Source organism: Nostoc sp., from assembly GCF_036917575.1.
Lineage (GTDB): Bacteria > Cyanobacteriota > Cyanobacteriia > Cyanobacteriales > Nostocaceae > Nostoc.
Map to the genome: position 1 here is coordinate 50,054 of NZ_JBALDC010000071.1, position 22,571 is coordinate 72,624.

Annotated in this window: 21 protein-coding genes; 10 read left to right on the forward strand and 11 right to left on the reverse strand. The window is 38.5% G+C overall.

Annotated elements, in window-relative coordinates; translation table 11 throughout:
* The first annotated feature begins 41 nt into the window (after positions 1-41).
* Complete coding sequence (locus V7K79_RS20855) at positions 42-1,250, forward strand: glycosyltransferase family A protein (RefSeq protein ID WP_335049980.1); 1,209 nt, start codon at positions 42-44, stop codon at positions 1,248-1,250.
* A gap of 290 nt (positions 1,251-1,540) precedes the next feature.
* On the opposite strand, the gene V7K79_RS20860 is transcribed toward V7K79_RS20855, so the two are convergent.
* The 8 genes from V7K79_RS20860 to V7K79_RS20895 form a co-directional block, all read right to left on the reverse strand.
* Complete coding sequence (locus tag V7K79_RS20860) at positions 1,541-2,131, reverse strand: class I SAM-dependent DNA methyltransferase (protein WP_335049982.1); 591 nt, start codon at positions 2,129-2,131, stop codon at positions 1,541-1,543.
* A complete protein-coding gene (locus tag V7K79_RS20865) occupies positions 2,128-2,874 on the reverse strand; it encodes a PIG-L deacetylase family protein (protein ID WP_335049984.1) in 747 nt (248 codons plus the stop codon). The genes V7K79_RS20860 and V7K79_RS20865 overlap by 4 nt, the downstream gene beginning before the upstream one ends.
* Positions 2,867-4,105 (reverse strand): acyl-CoA dehydrogenase family protein, encoded by a 1,239-nt coding sequence (locus V7K79_RS20870; protein ID WP_335050036.1) that lies wholly within the window; start codon positions 4,103-4,105, stop codon positions 2,867-2,869. The genes V7K79_RS20865 and V7K79_RS20870 overlap by 8 nt, the downstream gene beginning before the upstream one ends.
* Before the next feature lie 200 nt (positions 4,106-4,305).
* Positions 4,306-5,562, reverse strand: a complete 1,257-nt coding sequence (locus V7K79_RS20875) for a hypothetical protein (RefSeq protein WP_335049986.1) — start codon at positions 5,560-5,562, stop codon at positions 4,306-4,308.
* Between the two features lie 89 nt (positions 5,563-5,651).
* Positions 5,652-6,353, reverse strand: coding sequence for a helix-hairpin-helix domain-containing protein (locus tag V7K79_RS20880; protein WP_335049988.1), 702 nt, complete (start codon positions 6,351-6,353; stop codon positions 5,652-5,654).
* 211 nt (positions 6,354-6,564) lie between these two features.
* On the reverse strand, positions 6,565-6,906 hold the full coding sequence (locus V7K79_RS20885; protein ID WP_335049990.1) for an NINE protein: 342 nt from the start codon (positions 6,904-6,906) through the stop codon (positions 6,565-6,567).
* Positions 6,907-7,706: 800 nt separating this feature from the next.
* The gene (locus tag V7K79_RS20890; protein WP_335049992.1) at positions 7,707-8,102 is read right to left on the reverse strand and encodes a hypothetical protein; all 396 of its coding nucleotides are present in this window, start codon (positions 8,100-8,102) and stop codon (positions 7,707-7,709) included.
* 247 nt (positions 8,103-8,349) lie between these two features.
* A complete protein-coding gene (locus V7K79_RS20895; protein WP_335049994.1) occupies positions 8,350-8,781 on the reverse strand; it encodes a tetratricopeptide repeat protein in 432 nt (143 codons plus the stop codon).
* A gap of 318 nt (positions 8,782-9,099) precedes the next feature.
* Here V7K79_RS20895 and V7K79_RS20900 point away from each other — a divergent pair, with 318 nt between their 5' ends.
* From V7K79_RS20900 to V7K79_RS20910, 3 genes are all read left to right on the forward strand, one after another.
* A complete protein-coding gene (locus V7K79_RS20900; RefSeq protein WP_335049996.1) occupies positions 9,100-9,453 on the forward strand; it encodes a hypothetical protein in 354 nt (117 codons plus the stop codon).
* Positions 9,454-10,030: 577 nt separating this feature from the next.
* Entirely contained in the window at positions 10,031-11,383 is a 1,353-nt protein-coding gene (locus V7K79_RS20905) for a histidine phosphatase family protein (protein WP_335049997.1), read from the forward strand.
* 222 nt (positions 11,384-11,605) lie between these two features.
* The gene (locus tag V7K79_RS20910; RefSeq protein ID WP_335049999.1) at positions 11,606-12,910 is read left to right on the forward strand and encodes a dihydroorotase; all 1,305 of its coding nucleotides are present in this window, start codon (positions 11,606-11,608) and stop codon (positions 12,908-12,910) included.
* Positions 12,911-13,035: 125 nt separating this feature from the next.
* On the opposite strand, the gene V7K79_RS20915 is transcribed toward V7K79_RS20910, so the two are convergent.
* From V7K79_RS20915 to V7K79_RS20925, 3 genes are all read right to left on the reverse strand, one after another.
* On the reverse strand, positions 13,036-14,127 hold the full coding sequence (locus V7K79_RS20915) for a hybrid sensor histidine kinase/response regulator (protein ID WP_335050001.1): 1,092 nt from the start codon (positions 14,125-14,127) through the stop codon (positions 13,036-13,038).
* Positions 14,128-14,336: 209 nt separating this feature from the next.
* Positions 14,337-14,561, reverse strand: coding sequence for a hypothetical protein (locus tag V7K79_RS20920; protein WP_335050002.1), 225 nt, complete (start codon positions 14,559-14,561; stop codon positions 14,337-14,339).
* Positions 14,562-14,894: 333 nt separating this feature from the next.
* Positions 14,895-18,212 (reverse strand): PAS domain S-box protein, encoded by a 3,318-nt coding sequence (locus tag V7K79_RS20925; protein ID WP_335050004.1) that lies wholly within the window; start codon positions 18,210-18,212, stop codon positions 14,895-14,897.
* A 395-nt stretch (positions 18,213-18,607) separates the two neighbouring features.
* On the opposite strand from V7K79_RS20925, the gene V7K79_RS20930 reads away from it, so the two are divergent.
* From V7K79_RS20930 to V7K79_RS20955, 6 genes are all read left to right on the forward strand, one after another.
* Positions 18,608-19,360, forward strand: coding sequence for an SGNH/GDSL hydrolase family protein (locus V7K79_RS20930; protein ID WP_335050006.1), 753 nt, complete (start codon positions 18,608-18,610; stop codon positions 19,358-19,360).
* 466 nt (positions 19,361-19,826) lie between these two features.
* The gene (locus tag V7K79_RS20935; protein ID WP_335050008.1) at positions 19,827-20,525 is read left to right on the forward strand and encodes a HupE/UreJ family protein; all 699 of its coding nucleotides are present in this window, start codon (positions 19,827-19,829) and stop codon (positions 20,523-20,525) included.
* Positions 20,526-20,683: 158 nt separating this feature from the next.
* Positions 20,684-21,247, forward strand: a complete 564-nt coding sequence (locus tag V7K79_RS20940; RefSeq protein WP_335050010.1) for a leucine zipper domain-containing protein — start codon at positions 20,684-20,686, stop codon at positions 21,245-21,247.
* Between the two features lie 53 nt (positions 21,248-21,300).
* Complete coding sequence (locus V7K79_RS20945) at positions 21,301-21,693, forward strand: DUF2358 domain-containing protein (RefSeq protein ID WP_335050012.1); 393 nt, start codon at positions 21,301-21,303, stop codon at positions 21,691-21,693.
* A gap of 128 nt (positions 21,694-21,821) precedes the next feature.
* Complete coding sequence (locus tag V7K79_RS20950) at positions 21,822-22,079, forward strand: hypothetical protein (protein WP_335050014.1); 258 nt, start codon at positions 21,822-21,824, stop codon at positions 22,077-22,079.
* A 132-nt stretch (positions 22,080-22,211) separates the two neighbouring features.
* Positions 22,212-22,493: a hypothetical protein gene (locus V7K79_RS20955; RefSeq protein ID WP_335050015.1), complete on the forward strand. Its 282-nt coding sequence runs from the start codon at positions 22,212-22,214 to the stop codon at positions 22,491-22,493.
* Positions 22,494-22,571 lie beyond the last annotated feature (78 nt).

A 22,571-nucleotide genomic window follows, 5' to 3' on the forward strand; every position in this document is an offset into this window, starting at 1 on the left:
TATCCTGTGTCGCTGTTCCTGGAGATGGAAAAATGGTTTTTATGGAAAGTAAGCGCTCACTCCTCGTTGCTGACTTTCCATCTGTACAACTTGATAAAGACTCTTCTCAAACTTTAGTGCAAGTACTGCCTTCACCGCATTGTGAAGTTTGTGTAATTGTTCCAGTTTGCAATGAAGCTCAGACATTGGTAGCAACCCTTACTGCCTTAATACATCAAGTTGATCTAGAAGGACAGCTTTTAGATCCCAAACGCTACGAAATAATTTTGTTGGCAAATAATTGTAGCGATGATTCAGCAGCTATAGCCCGGAGTTTCGCAAGACAACATCCAGATATAGCACTGCATATAGTTGAAAAAACTCTGCCACCTGCACAAGCCTATATTGGTCGAGTGCGGCAGATTTTGATGGATGAAGCATATCACCGTTTGTTTAGTTTAGGACGTACAAGGGGGGTAATTGCTTCAACTGATGGAGACTCGCAAGTAAGCCCAACTTGGATTGCTGCCAACCTGTACGAAATTAACTGTGGTGCTGATGCTGTCGGTGGGCGAATTATCACTGAGGGTGCTGGTCGTGCGGCTTTAGACCCTTACGCCAGAGCTTGCTTTCTGCGTGAAGTGGGCTACCGCTATTTAATTACCGAATTAGAAAATTATCTCGATCCCGACCCCTACGACAGCTTTCCCCGCCACTATCAACACTATGGAGCAAGTTTAGCAGTAACAGCAGAAATGTATGCATTGGCAGGAGGCTTACCGCCAGTGCGGACTCCTGAAGATGTGGCTTTTTACCGTGCTTTGGTACGGGTAAATGCCCGTTTCCGCCACAGTTTGCTAGTGCGGGTAGTGACTTCGGCAAGACAAGTCGGACGTACTAATGTCGGTTTAGCAAATCAACTAAATGAATGGATAGAAATGGGACGGCAACAGCAAGCATTTGTAGTCGAGCCAGCAGCTGCTATCGAAACTCGTTTTGTTGCACGTCGCCAATTACGACTGATGTGGTGGTGCGCTCTCAATGGCTATCAGCCATGTTATCCCAGTGTCACGTCTTTGGCAGAGATGCTGGGAATTTCAGCCCAATGGCTTGTCGAGAAATTAACGCAACCTTATTCCTTTGGTCAGTTGTTTGAACTAGTCGAAGAACGCCAGCAAGAAGAACAAACTTGGGCTTCGCGCTGGAAATACGTGGATATCAAACAAGCAATTGGGGATTTGCGCTTACGTCTTGAGAGTTTGCGTCAGTAATTGCTAAGGGAAAGCGTTACCCTACTTTCGGGGGTTTTCTGGCGTTGCATAATTGTGGGATGGGCATCTTGCCCGTCCCTTGTATTTCTAGGCGGGCAGGATGCCCACCCCACAAAAATCATCCCTTGATTGAGCAACGCCGATTTTCTTTATCCAGCAAAAACCCTAGCTTTTTGGCAAATACTTTTTCCACATCACAGATTAGCGATGAAGTTAAAAAAGTAAAACTACTGTCCTATAAAAGTTTCAGTTTAAGCGATCGCGTTGGGAAAAAATGGATAAACACCCTCTCAGACTCGCTCGAATAAATCAAGTCGATATTCTTCCTCGCGTTGACCTTTTAAATGCCGCAATTTATTTGGGGTCAACTCAAAAAACGAGTTATGAACTTCATCTCCACTCAACGGATAATCACGAGCATAAAGTGTCCAATGAACTAAAAGTAAATGTCCTCCAGGTTCTAGGTGTTCTAAAATGTACTGTTGTGATTTTTTCAGGTCTTCCCAGCTTAAGTAATAGCCAACTTCCGAAATCAAGGTCAAATCAAACATTTCGTCAGGATATTGCTCTGGGACACGCATAATTTGGAACTTGACATTAGAGAGATGCTGACAGCGCTTTATTGCTTTATCTTGAGCTATTGTTGATACATCAATCGAGAGGAGTGAATCGCAACGTTTTTGCAGTTTCTCAGTTAAAACGCCAATGGAACCGCCCATTTCAAAGGCAGACCGATAGCGCTCTTTAGGTAAAGCTGCGATTGTGGCAGCATATTTGTTAGCTTCGTATTCGCTTGTCTCAAATCTCCACGGGTCGATGTTTTCGCTGTAGAGTTTATCGAAGTAGCTGGGTGGTAAAGAGTCGGATTGTAACGGGTTCATAGGTTTTCCTCTATATAAACTTCCCAAGGATGAGTGAAGTTCGCTAACATTTCGGCACTCAAGCGAAAGCCTTCTGGATCATCGTCAATTAAGTCTGTAATTTGGGAACGATAAGCAGCGATCGCTTGTTGTTTCAATTCCACTACCGTGCTAATATCTAGTCGCCAGGTTGTCACTTCCAGAGATGCTGGCAAAATCCCGCGTTGCTCCCAGTCCCAATCCCAAATAGGATATTCAATCAATCGCGGGGATAAAGGCAAATCAGCCAGCGCTGCTTTAATTAACTTCCATGTTGCTCGATGGTCTGCGTGCGGGTCATATCGCCACGGTAAAAAGATAATTTCTGGGGCGACTTCTGTGATATATGCACGACAGCTAGCTACTGCACTTTCATACTGTGTTGTAATTGACCCATCTTGCATTCTCAAAAAGCTGACAGCATTCGCTTCTACATTTAGTAATTTCATTGCTGATTGCGTTTCCGCCTCCCGCAATCCCCGGAGCTTATCTGCGGGATATTTCTGGGAATGAGGGTGTGAAAGTGTACCATCACTGACAACTAATATTTGCACACGGCAATTTAAAGACCGTAACAGCGCGATCGCACCTCCACAACCTAATGTCTCATCATCAGGATGGGGTGCGACAATTAGCGCGGAACTACAAGCGATCTCTTTAACTGAACGCCAAGGCAAAATACCCGGATTGTTTAGTGGTAGTCCAATCAAGCTAGATTTATTCATTATTCCAAAGCAAATCAGCAGGATTACTTTTACCCAAGACATACTGTCCTACATTCGCCAAGGATGCATCAAAAGCAGGTTGACGCAGATACAGAGTCAAATCTCGGATGATGCGTTCCATCGGATTTGGTGGCATTAAGCCACGAGTCCCAACAGAACGTTCGCACAACTGCATTACATCAATGCAAATTTGTTCGATTGCTGTCCTCACCATGTTTGCATAGGCTACGAGTTGGTCTGCTTGCGGATGGGGAACTGTGGGATAGCCACCAAATATAGGTGCATAGGCTGCGACCTTATCCGCAGCCCCCCGCAGCCAGAGATTACCACTTTCAATAGCGATCGCCATTCTCCCCAGCCGTTCTTTTTGATAGGGATCGTTCGTATATTGCAAGTCCTGAAGATACTGGCGAGTCAGGTTAAACAGTGCTTCTGCACCACCTAGTTGCACAGCCGCAAACCGAATCACCCCAACAGATAACCAAGGTTGTCGATAGTAATCTCCTGACTGTCCGATTAAAGCGCTCCCATCCAACTCTACACCGCTAAAATCTACTTTATAACTAGCAGTAGCTCGCATCCCAGAAGGTTGCCACCAAGATGCATCGCTAACTGTTGTCACTTCCTCCATCGGCACAATGCATATTTGCCAACCGCCGTCTGGCAATACTCCATTCACGAAAGGACGTTCCACATAACCTGCACCAGTACAAAAGGTTTTAGAACCTTCCAACCGATAACGTCCATTTTCACAAGGAATTACCTTCACACCATCTGAGGCTTCGGCATTCCAAACGCCAAATATTTTATGATCCTCGCGGGCATCACGAGCATATCTGGTGATTTGTTCTCCAGTACCAAAGGTCTGAATCAGTTGCAGAGCGTTGATATGTCCTTCATAAATTCGCCCAACTGCTAGATTGCCATGCCCTATCTGTTTTAATAGTTTTAGAAGCTCGTAGGTAACATTAGCATCTATTCCTGCACCCCATCCACCTAATTCTTTCGCCAATGGTGCAGCCAACAACCCAGCCTTAGCAATTAACTCAAACTCGTGCTTAGGAAAAGCACCATTGTAATCTATTACACTGGCATTATTTGCACAATAATCAGCAATTTCTGTGGCACGTTTGAGATCCAGAGTAATGTTGGAATCATGCCATTTCGGAATGACGACATTCTGTGGTAGTTGGATGCTAATAACCGACTCCTTTGTATAATCTTTCTTTATGCATTGTTGATAATAATGAAATTAAGTCGTTTAATACCTCTATCTTTTGTGTGATTATATACTCAATAAAAAGGAGGAAAATTTCAATGTTGCTACCCCCCTTAGTCCCCCCTTATAAAGGGGGGAAACAAGAAAAATCCAGTTCCCTCCCCTTGTAAAGGGGAGGGTTAGGGAGGGGTAAAAAATATTTGATACATCAATCATGACTTTTCAAACATCCTCTTAGCAACAATTGGACTCCAAAGCACAAGTAATACAACTCCAAAACCTAAAATCAAGAGCTGAATGTTGTTTGTAAGTCTTTGTTCGGTGTAGACGGAATTATTAATCTGCGTCCAGGGTACTAAAGTTTTGCCCCAAACCAAAAAATCATCAATTACTAGGAATGACCCCAAAGCATAGGACTTTTCTTCACGCCATACTAGCGGTAATCCCAAAATTTCAGTGATAGCGAGCGTACTTTCAAACAACTGAGTATCTTGATAAGCATGTGCTGGAGCAATGCTGACAATTGTACTGGTTGGGCCAATGCCAAAGATAATTGGCCCAGAATCAACATCTGCGTGGCCATCAGCGTTGACGGGATACTCCCTCACGGGGAAAAAGCCTAAGACTGAGGAAACAAACTGTTTGCGAAACTGAGCATACTGCTGTTTTGCAAAGTTTGAATCTAATTCTAGGAGAAACGGCAAAAGATAGACTTGACTGGTACCTCGTGCGCCAATCTTAATTTCACCAGTCACAGCGTCAATTTTGTGAGGAATTAAATTTGTTTGTCGGTCAAGATGCTGGCGAGTATAGCTAACCCAACGCTGAATTACTGGTTGATAATTACTATCAAACAATTCATCGTGCAAAGCTAAAGATGCTAAAGCTACGGTTTGGTCACAAGGCCAAGCTTGTCTGGGATAAGCATCAATGGTTACAGTGGAACTTTTTGTAAACGCCTGGGCTAACTCTTGAGATTGGGCACGAAATCGAGTAATATCTTGGAGCGATCGCTCTTTTGGTGACTGAATTTTTAATAGTCCACCCAACAACCGATTACTCCAACCTAAATAAAATACACCATTGGCAACTTGGGTATCTGCTGTAAAAGGTGCGCGTCCTTCGGGTGTATCTATTTGAGATAAAACCCAACGCACCTCTTTAATTGCTTGTTGGCGAAGAGGTTCGGACTTGGAAGACAAAGCAACATTTACCCAACTGTAACCATAAATTATATGGCTAAAAAACCATCCTTCTGGGAAAAACGCTTGCATCGTTTTTCCTTCACCTGCATTTAACCGTCGTTTGATGTTCTTTAATTGCATTAGTGCATCAGGACTAAGTTGTTCAGGTGCATAATCTTTGGCTGACACTGTTAACAGGCAAAAATTAACTCGGAGTGCAAGTAGACTTATAGCAATAGTTAAGAAGACATAAGTCCAATAGCCAAATTTCTGCAATCTACTCATGTTAATTATTTCTAACAGATTTATTCTTTGTGTTTTCTCACAAAGAATTATCTTCTCTTCTTTTTGACCTTTTTTTATGACGGGCTGTACTAAGCTATGTGACGATAAGTATTAAACGGTAATCCAGTGCGCTGCTTGACATCAATCAAGGATTTATACTCACCTCGTTGCTGCCTTTCTGCTACAATTTGTTCTGCGATCGCTCCATCTAATCCACAGGTAATCAATTCATGAGTTGAGTATGTGTTTAATCGTTTCCAAGAAAAATCAGCTTCTTTCTTATAGTTGTAGCTAAAAGTAATCAGTGGTGTAATTCGAGTTACCTGCTTTTCGGGAATTCCGGCTATTTCGATTAACTCTTCTACATGAGTGAAAACATATCCCTCATTCATTAAGGATTCGATGTTATTTGCATAAACTATCGGTAGCCCTAAATAGTTAACTAGTTCATGCTTTGAGCATTCATTAATATCTACTTTATCACGAGAACTCGCAACTAACTTTGCTAACTCTTGTTCTTCAGGAATAGGTAAATTCTTTGGATAAGTTTTGACTAAATAAGATTTTTTGAGATAAAAAGCAATACCAATTTGAGCCATCCAGATTGCAAAGGCTAAATTACTTGCTGATAAAGCTAAAGCTAAAGTAGAGATGCTAATCCCGATGACAACCAAAGTTTTAGTCTTGGATTTATAACCTGCATAGACAATCGCAAATCCCCCCAATGTCGGAATTAATGATAACCACACCCAAGCAGGAGTTTGTTGAAACCAAGATTTAGATTGTGACACAATAAATCAGCTGATAATTTTTATTTACCGAAGAAGAATTCAAGAGTCAGGAGCCAGAATTAAGAATTTAATTCTGTGCGACTGGTGGATGAATCATGGTCTAAAGCCCCCAATTTCAGTCGTGGAGGAGAAAAAAAGTATTCCTTGCTTGAAACCCCTGACTTCAGACACGGGGTATTCTGACTCCTGAATTCTGACTTCTGACTCCTTTTCATAAAGATTTCAGAAGTTTTTGCCGCTTTTCTTCATACTCTTCTGCGGTAATTATCCCAGAATCAAAAAGAGTTTTTAAATCAGCTAAGGCACTGGTTGCATCTTTTGCAGATATTGCCCCATTTGCGCTTGGTAGACCTTTATTATATTTTGTATTGAATTCTGTATCTGACATGACAATTAGCCCGAAGAACTCAACAAACGCTATTAAAGCTGGAATAAAAGTCCAGCAAAACAATAAGTACAAAATACCTGCTACATTTTCTCCTAAATAAAATTTGTGAATTCCCAGCCCTCCGCCAAAAAAGCAAAGCAGAATTGCTGTAGATTTAGTCTTCATGATATTTCCTTCTTTAATTAACTATAATAAATATTGATTGGTATATAATACAAGCAATACTTTTGTCGTCATTTATTATTTATATGGTTTACTAGTGGCTTTTGTTGTCAAGAAATAAATAATTACTATACATACTTGAGACTCCATTAAGACTAAATATCCTTTGATTAGATAGTTTAAATCTAGATTGGAATTAAAATAAAAAATCAGAGAACCAATTGCTAGATATGGAACTAAACGCAACTGATGAAGTTTAAGTTTGAGTCTTTGGTTATTCAAGTCGCTCATCAGTATATAAAGTGATATTAAGCAATAATTACTTATAAATCAATACGCTTGGATTAGTGCCAAAAACTTTAAACTATGTAGGTTGGTTGAGGAACGAAACCCAACATTTACTGAGCTTTGTTAGGTTGCGCTTTGCTTAACCCAACCTCCAATTTTTCTTAGCTGAACTGTATTGGTTTATAAACAATCGAGCAGTTATTACAAATTTATTTGGTTTAACAGATATTGACTTTTATTTAAAACTAATTTTAGTTAGTTTCTATCTGTTAAACCTCACGAATTTTACCGACTTTACTTATAGTTATATTAATGGAGTTACGTAAAGTTTCTGATGACTCAAGTAAAATGCAAGTTTTACCTTCTTTGCTGTTTTAGATAACAGAACAATCTAAAATTCAAGCAGGACAGCGATTAGCAGTTATTGTTCTACTTTGCATAATTATTGTTCGTACCTAAAAACCTGCTAAAAACAAGCTTTGTTTCAATAGTGCAGACTTCAGTCTGAAGCGCTTTTATGCAGTTTTAGCATCCTTAGTAGTTGCTTCCTCTAAAGTCGCTTTCAAGCGTGTTGCTGTGCTTTTACGGATGCGATCGCTTTTGCGAACCCCACCCGCCATCTCATATTCACGGCTATCTTTGCCGTATTTAAAAGCAACTCCAATGAGCATTTTCTCACTTAGATTGCTTAAAGTTCTGTCCAATTCGTCCATCTCTGTTTTAGAAGAGTCAATCACAGCTAGAGCAGTATTATAAGTATCTATCTTGGTACGGTATTGCTCAATTAATTGTGTCATGCTTTCTAAGTTGCGCCCATCCCCAAAATCCATAGTCGGATCAATGGCTTTAAGTCCCGCCGTTCTGAATTCAGCTTTTTCTAGAACGCGGTATGTACGTTTTTGACGAGACATAAATATATCCTTTTTATCTGCTTTAGAGCTAGTTTGCCTCATTAAAGCTGGATTTTAGTTCAGTAATATCCTCAAAAAATAGTATTTAATATAATGATTGATTAAGTATTTAGCGCAAAAATCGTGATTTTGTTAACGAAACTCGTGAGTTTGTCAATGAAACTCGTGAGTTTGTTAATGAAAATTGTGATTTTGTCAATGAAACTTGTGATTTTGTGAATGAAACTCATAATTTTGTTAATGAAAACTATGATTTTATTAATGAAAACCATGATTTTTTTGGTTGGATTTCTCGGAGTTTAGCTGTGGCATCTTCTACAAAGATTTGATATGGAATCTCTCTAGCAAGTTTAATAGCGCGATTGAGCGTATCTACAGCCTCTTTTTGCCGTCTCAGTTTTAAAAGAATTTTAGATGTGAAGTAAATCAAATTACGACTTTGGCTATACTTGTCACCAATTTGGGTATACAGTTCTAACGCTGCTTGACAATACTCTAAACCCAAAGTTAAATTTTCTTGCAAGATGCCAATTGCTTGTAATGTATTAGCTTCACCCAAGCGATCGCCAATCTCGCGGTAGAATGCCAATGCTGCTTCGTAGCCCTCTAAGGCTTCACTGCTGCGTTTGAGGAACTGCAAGACATCGCCGATTGCTATTAATGTATTAGCTTCACCCAAGCGATCGCCAATGTCAGGGCGTTGGCGTAGCCCGCCCTTGGCATCGCTTCACTGCCAGTGTTAAATACTATTAATTTTAATGCTGGCATATCTCAACGAACTTAACTGCGATCGCAAAAAAACTGAAGCAGATAATCCAACTTCCAAAGAAATGCCATTCGTTATAGCTTGGTAATGCCTAAAACAGCAAAAATCATTAACATATTAAGTATATACGCAATAAAACTATTATAGTTTGACCTAACGATAGAGTTAATCAAAGTATTTTTCCCACAGAATAATAGACAAGTAATACTAAATATATTTTTGATAAAACAAATGAACCCTAAAACTCTTGCTTTCTTAGGGATGACGGCAGCCTTTGCAAGCTTAGGAAGCCAAGTATACGCTCAGTCGCCAGTATCAAACTTAAATCCCGGACAATACAGATTGAGTGGTGATTCTCTAGTTGGAATTGATCGGAAAACAGCCCAAGATGACTTTATAAGTTTTTTTGAGCAAACAAATCCAGCAAGTATTTCCAACAATAATAGAAGAGACAATAAAGCTCCAACCCAAATCCGCTTTAATCAATCATTATCACAACCAGACAGTTCGGTTTTCTTAACACCGGCTCAGTCAGGGAATGACAATGATGGACTGCAAGTACAGTTAGATATAAGGAGAGAATAATCAGGTATAAGAGAATGTTTTAAAAGTGATTGGCTGTAATTTTAGGCACTTGTTGATTTCCCCTAACCCCCTTTAAAAAAGGAGAATCAAAATCAAAGTCCCCCTTTTGAAAGGAGATTTAGGAGTATCTAAAACGTTTTGCTACCGGCCATAGGACTTTTAAAACATCCTCTAAAGGCTGGTGCTGTAGTTTTAATTATTTTTGCGTTTTCCAAAATCCTTGCTAATATTCTGTTAAGTTGAAATTAGTAAGGTCAACAAGTTCGTAGTAAGGACTTTAGTCTTTTATCTTCTCAGCACTAAAGTGTTTACTACGAACTTTTCATTACTAGGTTAGACATTGTACTAGGCACAATTTTGAAATTGTGCCTAGATCATTTTCACTCTGACTATTTTTGCTTAAATCAAAACAGCTTTATCAGAAAACATCGTTCAGACAACAGCAGTTTTTGCTGCTCGTCCTGCCTCCTCTAGCAGAATAAAGTTTTACACCCAACTCAATCCGCCTTCCTGAGTCGATAATTATGCAATCGTTTTGCAGTAAAATTAATCGTCAAGATCAGAGGAGGGCTTTGAGATGACTCGTGTCATCATTGTGCGCCACGGTCAAAGCAGTTATAACACTGAGCGGCGTATCCAAGGACGCACTGATGCGTCAACATTAACCGAAAAAGGTCGTAAAGATGCCAGTAAATTAGGCAAAGCCCTTAGCAATATCTTGTTTAATACGATTTACAGTAGTCCCTTGCGACGAGCGAAACACACAGCAGATATTATTTATAGTGAGTTAGCTGCTCATACTGAACAATCTGCTCTGCTCCAAGTTTCTGATTTGCTGCTAGAAATCGACCTGCCTTTATGGGAAGGACTGCTAACTGGTGAAGTCAAGCAAAAATTTGCTGAAGATTACCGTACTTGGCATCAACATCCTGACGAACTGCGGATGCTGCTTAATAATGCAGAGGGGACAAGAGAACATTTTCCCGTTCTTGCTTTATACGAACAAGCACGGCAGTTTTGGCAAGAAATTTTGTCCCAACATCAAAGCGAAACTATTCTCATCGTCGGACATAACGGAATTAATCGCGCCCTGATTAGCACAGCGCTAGGAATCTCTCCCAGTCGCTACCACTCAATACAGCAATCTAACTGTGGCATCAGTGTATTAAATTTTGCTGGCGGATTGGGCGAACCAGTCCAGCTAGAATCCTTAAATCAGACGCAACATACTGGAGAAACTCTACCTTCATTGCGACCGGATCATCAAGGAGTACGATTGTTACTAGTGCGTCACGGCGAAACCGACTGGAATCGCCAAACCAGGTTTCAAGGACAAATTGATGTCCCTCTCAACGATAACGGGAGACAACAGTCGCAAAAAGCAGGCGAATTTCTCCAAGAAGTAGCAATTGGTAAAGCTTACAGTAGCACAATGCTGCGCCCTAAAGAAACAGCAGAGATTATCTTAAAACAACATCCTAATGTAAAGTTAGAATTGCAAGATGGTTTAAGAGAAATCAGTCATGGTCTCTGGGAAGGAAAATTAGAAACAGAGATAGAGCTAGAGTTTCCGGGAGAATTGCAGCGATGGCGGACAATACCAATGCAAGTGCAAATGCCTGAAGGGGAGAATTTGCAACAGGTGTGGGAGCGCAGCGTTGCAGCTTGGCAATCAATTGTGCAAGCAGCATCAAATAATCAATTCAAAACTGTATTAGTAGTAGCTCATGATGCTACTAACAAAACCTTGCTTTGTCACATTCTGGGTTTATCGCTGGAAAATTTCTGGAGTTTTCGCCAGGGTAATGGTGCAGTTAGTGTTATCGACTACACTGCTGGCATCGATGGTTTACCAATACTGCAAGCGATGAACATCACCACTCACTTGAGTGGAGGTGTACTAGATAAAACAGCAGCAGGGGCATTGTGAGTGCTGAGTTAGGAATTAGGAGTGAGGAATAAAGTTAGAAGCAAGTTTAATTATGCCTACCTACTTAAACTCTTAACTCACGCCGTGTGCAACTTAATTTTGTTAAACCTTGATTCCATTGTGGGCAGGCAAGATGCCTACCCCACAATGGACAGACAAGATGTCCATCCCACAAGAATAAAAAAAGTCGCACATTGCGTTAACTCATAACTAAAAACTTTTATGACTGAACTGCTGCAAAAAGTACGAATGATTGACCCAGTTTCTAAAATCGATGAACTTTCTGATGTGCTGATTGCTGATGGTTATATCCGAGAAGTGGCTTCGCACATTTCTGATATCAGTTCCGATACTCAAATCAAAGATTGTCAGGGATTAGTTCTCGGCCCTGGATTAGTGGATTTGTACAGCCACTCTGGTGAACCTGGCTTTGAAGAACGGGAAACCCTCTTGTCTTTCTTACAGGCTGCTGCTGCTGGCGGCTTTACTAGAGTTAGCATTTTACCCGATACATCCCCAGTTATTGATAACCCTGCACTTGTGGCACAGTTGCAGCACAAGAGACGCAGGGAGATAACAGAGAAGGAAAAAATTAATTTGACTCCCCCTGCTTCCCCTGCTTCTTCTCTCCCCCTGCTCCATCTCTGGGGTGCTATCACCGTAGATATTGCTGGAAAGCAGATGACAGAATTGGCAGATTTAGCGTCTGCTGGAGTTGTTGGTTTTACTGATGGTAAACCCTTAGAAAATTTGGCACTGGTGCAGAGAGTGTTAGAGTATCTCCAGCCATTGGATAAACCAGTAGCATTTTGGCCTAGCGATCGACAGTTAACAGCCAATGGTGTCATGAGAGAAGGAACAGATGCTCTGCGTTTTGGTTTACCCCCAATACCCGCCAGCGCTGAAACTACCGCGATTGCAGCAATACTTGAATTGGTTGCAACCATCGGCACACCAGTCCATATCATGCGTGTCTCTACAGCTCGCAGCGTGGAATTAATTGCTTCAGGGAAAGCGACTGGTTTACCCATCACCGCCAGCACCACCTGGATGCACCTTTTACTTGATACCAAAGCAGTTAAGAGTTATCACACCAGCTTGCATTTAAATCCGCCTTTGGGTAATCCCAGTGATGTGGCGGCATTGCGTGCAGGGGTACGTGCAGGTGTAATCGATGCGATCGCAATCGATCACACACCCTACAGCTACGAAGAAAAAGTCCAAGCCTTTGCCGAAGCACCTGCTGGGGCAATTGGTTTAGAGCTAGCATTACCTTTGCTGTGGCAATATCTCGTTGAAACTAAGGAATTTACAGCTTTAGAATTATGGCGGGCATTGAGTAGCAATCCAGCTAAGTGTTTGGGGCAAAAAGTAAGTGCGATCGTACCTCATCAACCAGCAGAACTCACTTTATTCGATCCCCAGCAAACCTGGAAAGTCGAACGTAAAAGTCTCTATACACTTTCACAAAATACACCTTGGTTAGGACAACAGTTGAAGGGTCATGTTGTGCAAACTTGGTGTTGAAAAAGCATACTTAAAATTACGGAATATAAACTCATCTCCTAAAAGATTAAGATAGATTCCTTTTACCCTTTGAATTACTATTTTGAAAATTTCTATTTTACTATAATTATATTTGTAAGCATCCCCTAGCAAGGCAAACTAACACTTACAGTAGTTCCTTTTTGAGGAATGCTAGCAATTGTCAATTCACCACCGTATAATTTAACTATATGCTGAACAATAGCTAATCCTAAGCCAGAGCCTTGTTGTTCCCATAACTTTCGATTAAATTGTATAAAAGCTCCGATTTTATTAATCTCTTCAATTGCCATTCCTTTACCATTATCAATTACATATAAATTAAATTTATTACCTTCTTTCTTACTCATAACTTGAATTTCGCTGTTTGGTAAAGAAAATTTAAAAGAATTCTCAAGTAATTCTTCAATAAGAATACTCAAATTTTCTTGTGGTAATTGTACTGGAGATTCTTGGATATCTAGCTTTAAATCTTTTTGTCTACAGTTTTCTGTAGCTTTTTTGAGAGCAACTTCACTAATAATTTTTTCAGCCAAACATCTATCTTTTTTTTCTTGAATTTGACGAGTTTTTTCAGGACTTTTAATGATTAGTTCCAGATTACTATATAATAAAAACCTTTGAACGAGTGCATTTAAACGATTGGCGGATTTGTAAATTAATTCGGCAATTTCGACTTCTTCAGAGTCAGGTATGATGCCACAACTTTCTATTAATAACTGTGACATACCGATAATACCATTTAAAGGCGTATTCAGTTCGTGAGGTAATGAGTGAGTAATATTCATTCTGAGTTCGTCTAGTTTGGCTTGAGCTTGGCGCTCAACCAAAGCGTGTTTATCAAGACGAGAAGCGATCGCATTGAGTAGTTCTTCAGGAGTAAATGGTTTAGTCAAATAATCATCAGCCCCAAAATCCATTCCCTGACGAAAATCTGAACGCTCTGATTTTGCAGTAACAAATATTAAAGGAATATTGATAGTTGCTTCGTTTTGACGTAAAGCAGACAGCACGCTATAGCCATCTAATTCGGGCATCATAATGTCACAAATAATTAAATCAGGTAGTTTTGATTGAGCAATTTCTAATCCAATCTTACCGTTTGTAGCTATCAAAGTTTCAAAATCAGAAAGTTGTAAAATTTCTTGAATGTTCTCTCTTACTTGGGGTTCGTCTTCTATAATTAAAATTGTGTTCATCTATAATTAGTAAAAATAAAAATATTAGTTTTGTTTTAATGGTTTAGCATAATATGCCATAGCAGTTTTCGACCTAGTGAGATACCTTTTTAAAGGTACTAACCTTAGTAAACAAGATTTGAATACACTTCAGCTGCTTAGGAAACGCTATATCCACATAAAGCTTACCTTGGTCAATAAAAATTAATTGTCAATAATACTGTATAATCCTATTTTTGCCCTAAGTACAAACGCTGAAATATTTCAATAGATTTACTCTGATTAAGCAAATTAAAATTTTGTAAAACTTTGGTGTTTTCTGGGGTTAATAGTCTTTGTAAGTTGTTCATTTCATTCAAAAAGACCACTTTTTTAACATACTCTTGTTGTAAGATACTCAAGTAGCGATCGCACTCAACATCTAATTGAGCTTTTTTCAGTATATAGATTGTCATATTGATATTTGAAAGCGTATGCCTCAGTCTTGTAAAAGTTTTTGTAAAACCTTGTTGCATATTTATGCTAAGTGTTGGCTCTCTTGTAGTTTTTGTGATATAGGACTCACATCTGATTTCTGAACAAGATTTCAGATAAAACCTTGATAAAACTGGCTTTTCAGTCTCAGTATATTTTCAGAAATCAAATCGGAGTCCTATATCTAGAAACCTAGGAAATGCAGTTGCTAAAACTAATTATTCAGCTTAAAACTTGGGAATTTACATTAAATTCAAAATATCCCACAGTTTATTGTTCCCTAAAATTATTTATTAATAACACATGAGATATTTTTAATTCAGAAAGCCACTTATAATTAGTGGCAGTTCTACCCTAAATGTCGTACCGACTCTGACCTGGCTAGCAAAGGTAATTCTTCCTCTATGAAGGTCTATACAATTATTGACTATTGCCAAACCTAATCCAGTTCCTGGCATATTACCAACATTACTAGCTCGGTAGAATGGTTCAAATAATTTCTGTTGATCCTCTAGTAAAATACCAATACCTTCATCTTGAATTAGAAAAACTGCCTTTTCATCTTGTACTAATAAATCAATTTTAACATTGCTACCATATGGTGAGTATTTGACAGCGTTTGAAAGCAAATTGCTCAGTATTTGTCGCAAAAGCTTCTTATCTATACAAGCGATAAAACAATCATCCGTTGATGAATTACCCAAGTAATGGGGAGAAAAAGCTAAGGTATGTTTGGGAGAACTGAGTTGAATTTCCTCTACCAATGAACGACAGAAACTAATTAAATTAATGCAAGTTGGTTCAAATGCCAATTTTCCGGCTTCAGCCTTATTAATTAGCAAAATATCATCTAATAGTTGAGTAGTGTGTTGAACATAAGTCTGAATGCACTGGAGATGTTTATTTTTTTGTTGATCATCTAGTTTATGGCTAAAACTTTTTAAGATTCCAGCAGAAGAAGCAATCACAGCTAAAGGAGTTCGGAATTCGTGGGAAGTCATAGAAATGAAACGAGATTTCAACTCACTGAGTTCTTTTTCTTTTGCTAAAGCTTTACAAATATTTTCTTCAGCTTGTTTGCGTTCGCGTATATCTTTAACTACACCGATTACATAAATGGGTTTACCAATTGGATCTCGAATTAGTGAAACCGTTATATTTATCCAAATTACATCAGCATTTTTATGTAAATAACGCTTCTCAATAGAAAATGTTTCTACCTTTCCTGCTATTAATTTTTGCAGATGATTTAAATGAATTTCTATATCCTCTGGATGTGTAATATCTCTAAAGTTTTTCTTTAGTATTTCTTCTTGGCTATAGCCTAAAATTTCACACAATTTTTGATTAGCTTTAAGAAAATGACCATCTAAAGTTTCTAGTTTAATTCCCACAGCTGCTTGATTAAAAATAGCTCTAAGTTCTGCCTCACTTTGTTGTAAATCTAAGGTGCGTTGCTTAACCCTAACTTCTAAATCTTGATTGAGTTTTTGTAGAGCTTCTTGTGCTCGTTGCCTTTGCAGTTCAGCAGATGCTCTGGCTGCAAATACTTTCAGAATTCCTTCAAATTTATGTTGATCGAGTATGGGTTTGTCATCTACTATGCATAATGAGCCAATTGGTTGACCAAAATCATCACTTAAAATAACTCCCATAGAACTTTCAGCTTCCATAGCAGCTAATCTTTTGGCATTAGGAAATAACTGCTGAATTCTTGAACTACAGTGATAAAATCCTTGCTTAAGCAAAGTTTCACATAGAGTTGATTTTGGGTCATAGCAAATATTCGGTTGTAACTGCCCATCAGACCAAAATCCTAAAGTGTGAGCTTGCCCATCAATTAACTCACTTACTAAGGTGTTACGGACATCTAAAGTAGAAGAAATATGCTCAACTAATGCTGGAAAAAAGTCACGTCCAGTCGTAGAAGCTGTACTTTCTATCAAACTTTGTAAGGCTATTTCAGCTTGTTTGCGTTTTGTAATATCTATTCCAATTACAACGGTGGCTGTATTTTGTTGATATTTTTGAGCTACAAGCAAATAATTACATATTTTACCATTAATTTTAACATCAATAACCTTAGAATCTGCTATATCTTGCCTATTTAAAAATTCATGTATAAATTCTGTAAACTGCGGGCTGTTTTCCATAAAGCCCAATTCTTGACCAACAAATGCATCAGGAGTTAAGTTAAAACTTTCAGCTAATTGGCGATTAACCCCTAAATAATATCCATCATCATTTACCCAAGAAACAAACCCAGGTACTGCATCTAAAACCGTTTGTAATTGCTCTTTTGCTTGTTGCAGATTTTTTTCTGCTCGTTTATATTCTGTAATATCCTCAGAAATACACAATAGGTATTCAGGTTGTTGGTTTTTGTCATACAAAGGAATTTTAGTCGTGTGTAAAATTCTTCTACCAAAACTAGGACTGTCAATAAGTTCTTCAGAAATATCTTGAGGTAAACCGCTAGCAAAACTTTCTAGGTCTTTTTGGCAGAAAAAGTCTGCTTGTTCTTTCGGGAAGAATTCGTAATCTGTTTTGCCAATAGCCTGCTCTGCTGTAATACCAAAAATATTTTCGCAGGTATGATTCCATAACTTGACTGTCCCAAAACTTTCTGGTTTGGCATCTTTAACAAAGACGGCTACAGGCAGATTATTAATCATCGACTGTAAAAAGTTACGAGTCTGCTGGAGTTCCTCTTGTGCTTTGCGGCTTTCAGTAATATCAATACCTGTACAGACGATATAATCAACTTGATTATTCCGATTAAGTAAGACTTTGTTTGACCAAGAAATTAAGCGGCGATCGCTATTTTTAGTAACTAAAGAAGTTTCGTAACGTTGAGGAAATTCTCTCTCAGCTAAATTTTGAAAAATATCTTTGATACATTGTGTGATTTCAGATGACAGCAGTATATCCCAAACAAATCTTCCTTTAACTTCATCAAACGCGTAACCCGTAGCTTGCTCACAAGTATGATTAAAGCGAACAATTTTCCCTTGAAAATCTAGTACTATAACTAGAGCGTCTGCTAGATTCAAAACGGTAGAAACAAAATTACGCTCCAATCGCAGTTCTGCCTCGATTTTTTGGCGCTCTACAAGTTTGACTCGTGTATGATTGTAAAGTTCGGCTTGTAGAATAGAAACTGCCAGCAGACTGGTAGGAGTCACTAATCCAATTAATTCTCCTCGATCCCCAATAATAGGCAGATGGCAAATCCGATTTAGCCTCAGCAAATGTAACGCAGTAAAAACATCTTTAAAATCTTTTAACTTCAATGTTATTAACTCTTTGGTCATTACTTGGGCAACACTGATACCCTCTATATTTTTACCTTGTGCTGTCAGCTTAATTAAATCCCGTTGCGTAATTATTCCTATCAACTGTGAGTTTTCTATAACTAAAACACAACTGGTAGCTTGAGATGTGTTGCTAGCTATATCTTTACCTGAGTTAGTCAAAAAACTGCTATTTTTGATTGATAAGCTATCATGATTACCAGATGCCTCATTAATTAGTGCAATTACGTCTGGAAGCATAATCTCAGAGCTAACAATGAGTGGATGACGAATGATAGTCTGTTGTAAGTTATCAGAGATGAGAGAATTAATAAACATTATGTATAGAATTATCTTTAGTAAAGAAGTAAATAATATTTTTGCTCATAATTAATTAAAAAACATCAGTATTTTCTATGATTAACGTTTTTATATTTTTGTAGATATTTTATATTATTTTTAAAAAACACCATTTATTTTAAAATTGTCTCCTCCAATGAAGGTACTTTTTAGATTAGTCTTCTTCTTAATACAGTTCAGTTAAGAAAAGTTTTAGGTTGGGTAAAATTTGCAATCTCTTGCAAAAAATTTCATATACTTATCAATAGCCAGAACTATTTCATAAAAAATTCTGTCCAAGAATAAGTTATACTGTAAAGATTTTAGTAATGATGAGCAATACCAAAATAGTATATATATGTTTATTCCTCTTTCTCATAATTATCTTATTTAAGATGTTAGGAAGGCAGATTCAAGCAAATTCATTGCCAGTAGACAAACAGCAGGCAATCAGAGTTTTATTTATTGGCAACAGCTATACCTATTTCAACGATCTTCCTTGGTTGACACAACAGTTGGCTGCTTCGGCGAAAGAATCTAAAAAATTAGAAACCGAAATGATTGTAGTTGGTGGAGCTACACTTAAAAACCACTGGAAACGTGGTAAAGCACTTAGGCTTTTGAAAGCGAAACACTGGGATTACGTAGTACTGCAAGAGCAAAGTACTTTACCAATTACCAATCCCAAGGAAATGTACAAGTATGCTACTCTGTTTGATACTGAAATTAAACGAGTTAATTCCCAAACAGTGTTCTACTTGACTTGGGCAAAGCAAAATAAACCAGAAACGCAACAGATATTGACTGATGCTTACATAAGCATTGCTAAAGAACTCAATGCTAAGGTTGCACCTGTGGGAATTGCTTGGCAAAAAATTCAAGAAGCGAATGTGAAATTAAACCTTTACACCTCAGATCAAAGCCACCCTAGTCCGATTGGATCGTATATTGCAGGGTGTGTATTCTATACAGCATTTTATGATAAAAGTCCTATAGGCTTGAGTCGTCGTATATATAGTAGTGATTCTAGTACCCCACAAGAAAATAATAGAATTGAGTTGGAAAGTTTAAGTGAAACAGATGCTCAAATGATTCAAAAATTAGTTGAATATATTGTTATAAATAATTCGGAAGTCAGAATAAATTAACGAAAAGTAAAAAGTAAAAATAGTACTACATATATATACTTTAATATAGTGCGATCGCAAATATGGAAGCACTTTTAGAAAAATATTTTTTATTTTAGTTTCGTTACGTTTGGACATAATTGCACTTTGCTGAAAGAGTGCAATCATTCATTACAAAGAAGATTTTTTGCCCTGCAAACCATTACTCCCAAATCTAGCAAGGTTAGATTCCATTTGCCAACTTGCTTATCAAGAGCAATTATTGTTGTATTCTCAATAATTTTGAGTCGATTTTTGATTAGCGAGCGATCGCATCTTCAATCTCAATATCAATAGCCCGATCCTACTTGCTGATGAGAGAACTTTTTCTACCACTGCGGCTTTACATAACTTTATGAAGTTAGTACGATCTAGCGTAATTACCACGTTAGTTTTTTGGGGTAGGCGGGTAGTATAAATTACCTAAAAACTAATTTGGTATATAGCGATGTTCAAGACTAAATTATCACAATCCCATACTTGGGGGGAACTTAATACCTCAAAGTTCATGGATCGCCATATTGGGGCGATCGCAGCTTTAATTTTAATTAGTTTACTCACTTCATTGAGTGGTATACCAGTTGACCATAGCATATCTAATGGCTGGGAAGCCTTTCTCTGGGGATTGGCAGATCCGGTGATTAGCTTGAATTGTTTAGTTAGTATTGTTGCTATTGGCTTACTCTCATCTGTGTTTGTTCATGGCGTTGCGATCGCTGGATGTTTTGTCTTTGCAACAATTTTGGGTATTGTAATTCATTTATTTCAGCTAAATTTAGGAGGCACAGAAATAGCGATCGCTGAAAGCGTTGGCGCAGCCATCGCTATCTCCACCATTGTTTTTGGTACTATGCTGATGATGCCAAATCAACTAAACTTTTTGGTGCTTGCTCTGCTGGGCATCAGTGCTGGTTTATTTCAGGGTTACGCTAATGCTGAATCTATTGTTACGGCAGGAATAATACCAGTAGTTGCCTATATACTAGGTATCACTTTAACTCTGTTTGCAGTTGCCATGAGTGCCAGAGAAATTGGTGCTGCAATGGGTATGGGAGAAATAAACCGAATTTTACCTTGGAAAATCAGCCTTGCTGGCTTCGCTTTTTGTGCGATCGGTATTGTATTTTTGAGCAATTCGCTTATTTAAATCAGATATTTCAATTCAGTGGAATACATTCATTCGTGGGGGCGTACACCTAACTGTGCGCCCCCACTGCGTTTTCAGACTGGACAAGCAAGCATTCTGGTGAATAAGTTGATGCACCTCTGCGGTAATCTAGAGGCTATATATATAAATATAAGGTTATGACACCTGAAGAAATTGCGGGTACGCTCACAGAATTATTTGACACATCGGCTGTTGCTACCACTGCTCCTGGATCGTGGCAAGTAGACACTCCTACTTTTCGGCTGTTGGTGCTGCTTTCCGAAGATAATACTTGGCTGCGAGTGTTACTGCCGATTCTCCCCATCCAAGAAGCCCAACCATTTTTAGAACAGTTCTTAACAGCCAACTTTGATGACACTCAGGAAGTACGTTACGCTTTGTATGAAAGGGTAATTTGGGGAGTATTTCAACATAACAGTGAAACTTTAGTGAGTACAGATTTGTCTAATGCAATCAACCGACTTTTATCTCTCCATCAGGCTAGATTAGATAATGTCTTTAATCAACTAGTTGAAAGCCGCATCCAACAAATTATTCAGGCAGCAAAACAGCAAGGACAATCTCTGCAAGCTACTATGCAAAGCTTAGAACGCTTTTACGCCGAAGGAATGATGGGCGAAATAGATCAAACTTCACAAGGGCGAGAAGAAGTTCTAAGTACTTGGCGGCGTCAGTTAGAACGTTTATGGAATGAGGGTTGATTTCCATTTTTCAGCTTTCATATTAAACCAATTTACAGATATATTTATCTATCATGGATATCATTGAAATCCTCAAAGAAGACTATCAAAGATTCCCAGTCAATCAAACTTACAGCATTTATACCCCAGAAGTTTATTTTCAAGATCCATTGAATAAATTTCGTGGTGTTAAACGTTACAAAGCAATGATTCATTTTATCGAAACTTTCTTTATAAATCCCAAGATGGACTTACATAATATTCAACGTTTAGGAGACACAATAAAAACTGAGTGGACACTAAGTTGGAATACTCCTCTCCCCTGGAAGCCACGAATCTCTATTCCTGGTTGGAGTGAATTAGGTCTTAACTCTGATAATTTGATTGTCTCCCATATCGATTATTGGAACTGTTCGCGCTTAGATGTGGTGAAACAGCATTTTTCTCTTGAAAAAGTTAATAATTGATATATTTGAATAGATGATTGTTATTACACTAATCAAAACCATCCGAGAGTTACGCGACTTATGCCGACGCTACAGTATCAAGCCGACAGGAAACCCAGGATATAAAGTTTCATTACATCACTTCTCTGATGGTATTTCCGCAATTAGCTTTACATCAGATGCAAGAGGGAAGAGGGTTAAAGCCTCCCACTTTCACGACTTTTCAGTATATTGGCGCTGCGATAGATGAGATGAGTTCACCTACAGATGAGCAAATAGCGCTGATTCGGCTAACGCTTGAAGGTAAGAAAATGGCTTACCCAGATAGATTTGAACAGGAAAAGCTGTTGAACTTGCACAAAGCTAAGATGCTTGTTGAGCAAGCTTTTGCCATGTTGAGCCAGTAAATAGCCCCGATCGCAATTTTTAGGTAATAAAACCATAGTGTAGGGTAGCACAGTTTGCTCAACGGGGGATTGAAACAAAATCCCCCAATACTTTAGAGTGAATAATAAACTCAACTCGAAAGCGCGATCGCAATGACTGATAAAGAACTCAAACATCTACTTGAGAGTAATGCTAAAACAGTCCAAGCTATGTTAGATGAAATGGCAGAAGCACGTCAGGAACGCCAAGAACTCCGAGAAGGAATGCTCCAAATTCAGAATGCAGTCGCACAATTAGCAAACATACAAGAGAGAATAAGCAATTTACTGGTTTCTCTTGATGGCGATCGCCCCACAATTCTTAAAAAACTTTCAGCACTGGAAACTAAACTCGATCGGCTATTGCAGCAAAACTCAACGGATGAGTTAGGGTAAATACTCATAATAATAATTCCTATACATGTTGAAACAACATTTATTTTCTTAAACAGTCGATAATGTAAATAAATGTCA

Bases quoted from the DNA above. Each gene is read 5' to 3' on its own strand.
- V7K79_RS20935 (WP_335050008.1), top strand. From the start codon at position 19,827: ATGTTCAAGACTAAATTATCACAATCCCATACTTGGGGGGAACTTAAT.
- V7K79_RS20920 (WP_335050002.1), bottom strand. From the start codon at position 14,561: ATGACAATCTATATACTGAAAAAAGCTCAATTAGATGTTGAGTGCGAT.
- V7K79_RS20905 (WP_335049997.1), top strand. From the start codon at position 10,031: ATGACTCGTGTCATCATTGTGCGCCACGGTCAAAGCAGTTATAACACT.
- V7K79_RS20890 (WP_335049992.1), bottom strand. From the start codon at position 8,102: ATGTCTCGTCAAAAACGTACATACCGCGTTCTAGAAAAAGCTGAATTC.
- V7K79_RS20855 (WP_335049980.1), top strand. From the start codon at position 42: ATGGAAAGTAAGCGCTCACTCCTCGTTGCTGACTTTCCATCTGTACAA.
- V7K79_RS20900 (WP_335049996.1), top strand. From the start codon at position 9,100: ATGAACCCTAAAACTCTTGCTTTCTTAGGGATGACGGCAGCCTTTGCA.
- V7K79_RS20875 (WP_335049986.1), bottom strand. From the start codon at position 5,562: ATGAGTAGATTGCAGAAATTTGGCTATTGGACTTATGTCTTCTTAACT.
- V7K79_RS20925 (WP_335050004.1), bottom strand. From the start codon at position 18,212: ATGTTTATTAATTCTCTCATCTCTGATAACTTACAACAGACTATCATT.
- V7K79_RS20865 (WP_335049984.1), bottom strand. From the start codon at position 2,874: ATGAATAAATCTAGCTTGATTGGACTACCACTAAACAATCCGGGTATT.
- V7K79_RS20930 (WP_335050006.1), top strand. From the start codon at position 18,608: ATGTTAGGAAGGCAGATTCAAGCAAATTCATTGCCAGTAGACAAACAG.
- V7K79_RS20955 (WP_335050015.1), top strand. From the start codon at position 22,212: ATGACTGATAAAGAACTCAAACATCTACTTGAGAGTAATGCTAAAACA.
- V7K79_RS20915 (WP_335050001.1), bottom strand. From the start codon at position 14,127: ATGAACACAATTTTAATTATAGAAGACGAACCCCAAGTAAGAGAGAAC.
- V7K79_RS20910 (WP_335049999.1), top strand. From the start codon at position 11,606: ATGACTGAACTGCTGCAAAAAGTACGAATGATTGACCCAGTTTCTAAA.
- V7K79_RS20940 (WP_335050010.1), top strand. From the start codon at position 20,684: ATGACACCTGAAGAAATTGCGGGTACGCTCACAGAATTATTTGACACA.
- V7K79_RS20860 (WP_335049982.1), bottom strand. From the start codon at position 2,131: ATGAACCCGTTACAATCCGACTCTTTACCACCCAGCTACTTCGATAAA.
- V7K79_RS20885 (WP_335049990.1), bottom strand. From the start codon at position 6,906: ATGAAGACTAAATCTACAGCAATTCTGCTTTGCTTTTTTGGCGGAGGG.
- V7K79_RS20950 (WP_335050014.1), top strand. From the start codon at position 21,822: ATGGTATTTCCGCAATTAGCTTTACATCAGATGCAAGAGGGAAGAGGG.
- V7K79_RS20945 (WP_335050012.1), top strand. From the start codon at position 21,301: ATGGATATCATTGAAATCCTCAAAGAAGACTATCAAAGATTCCCAGTC.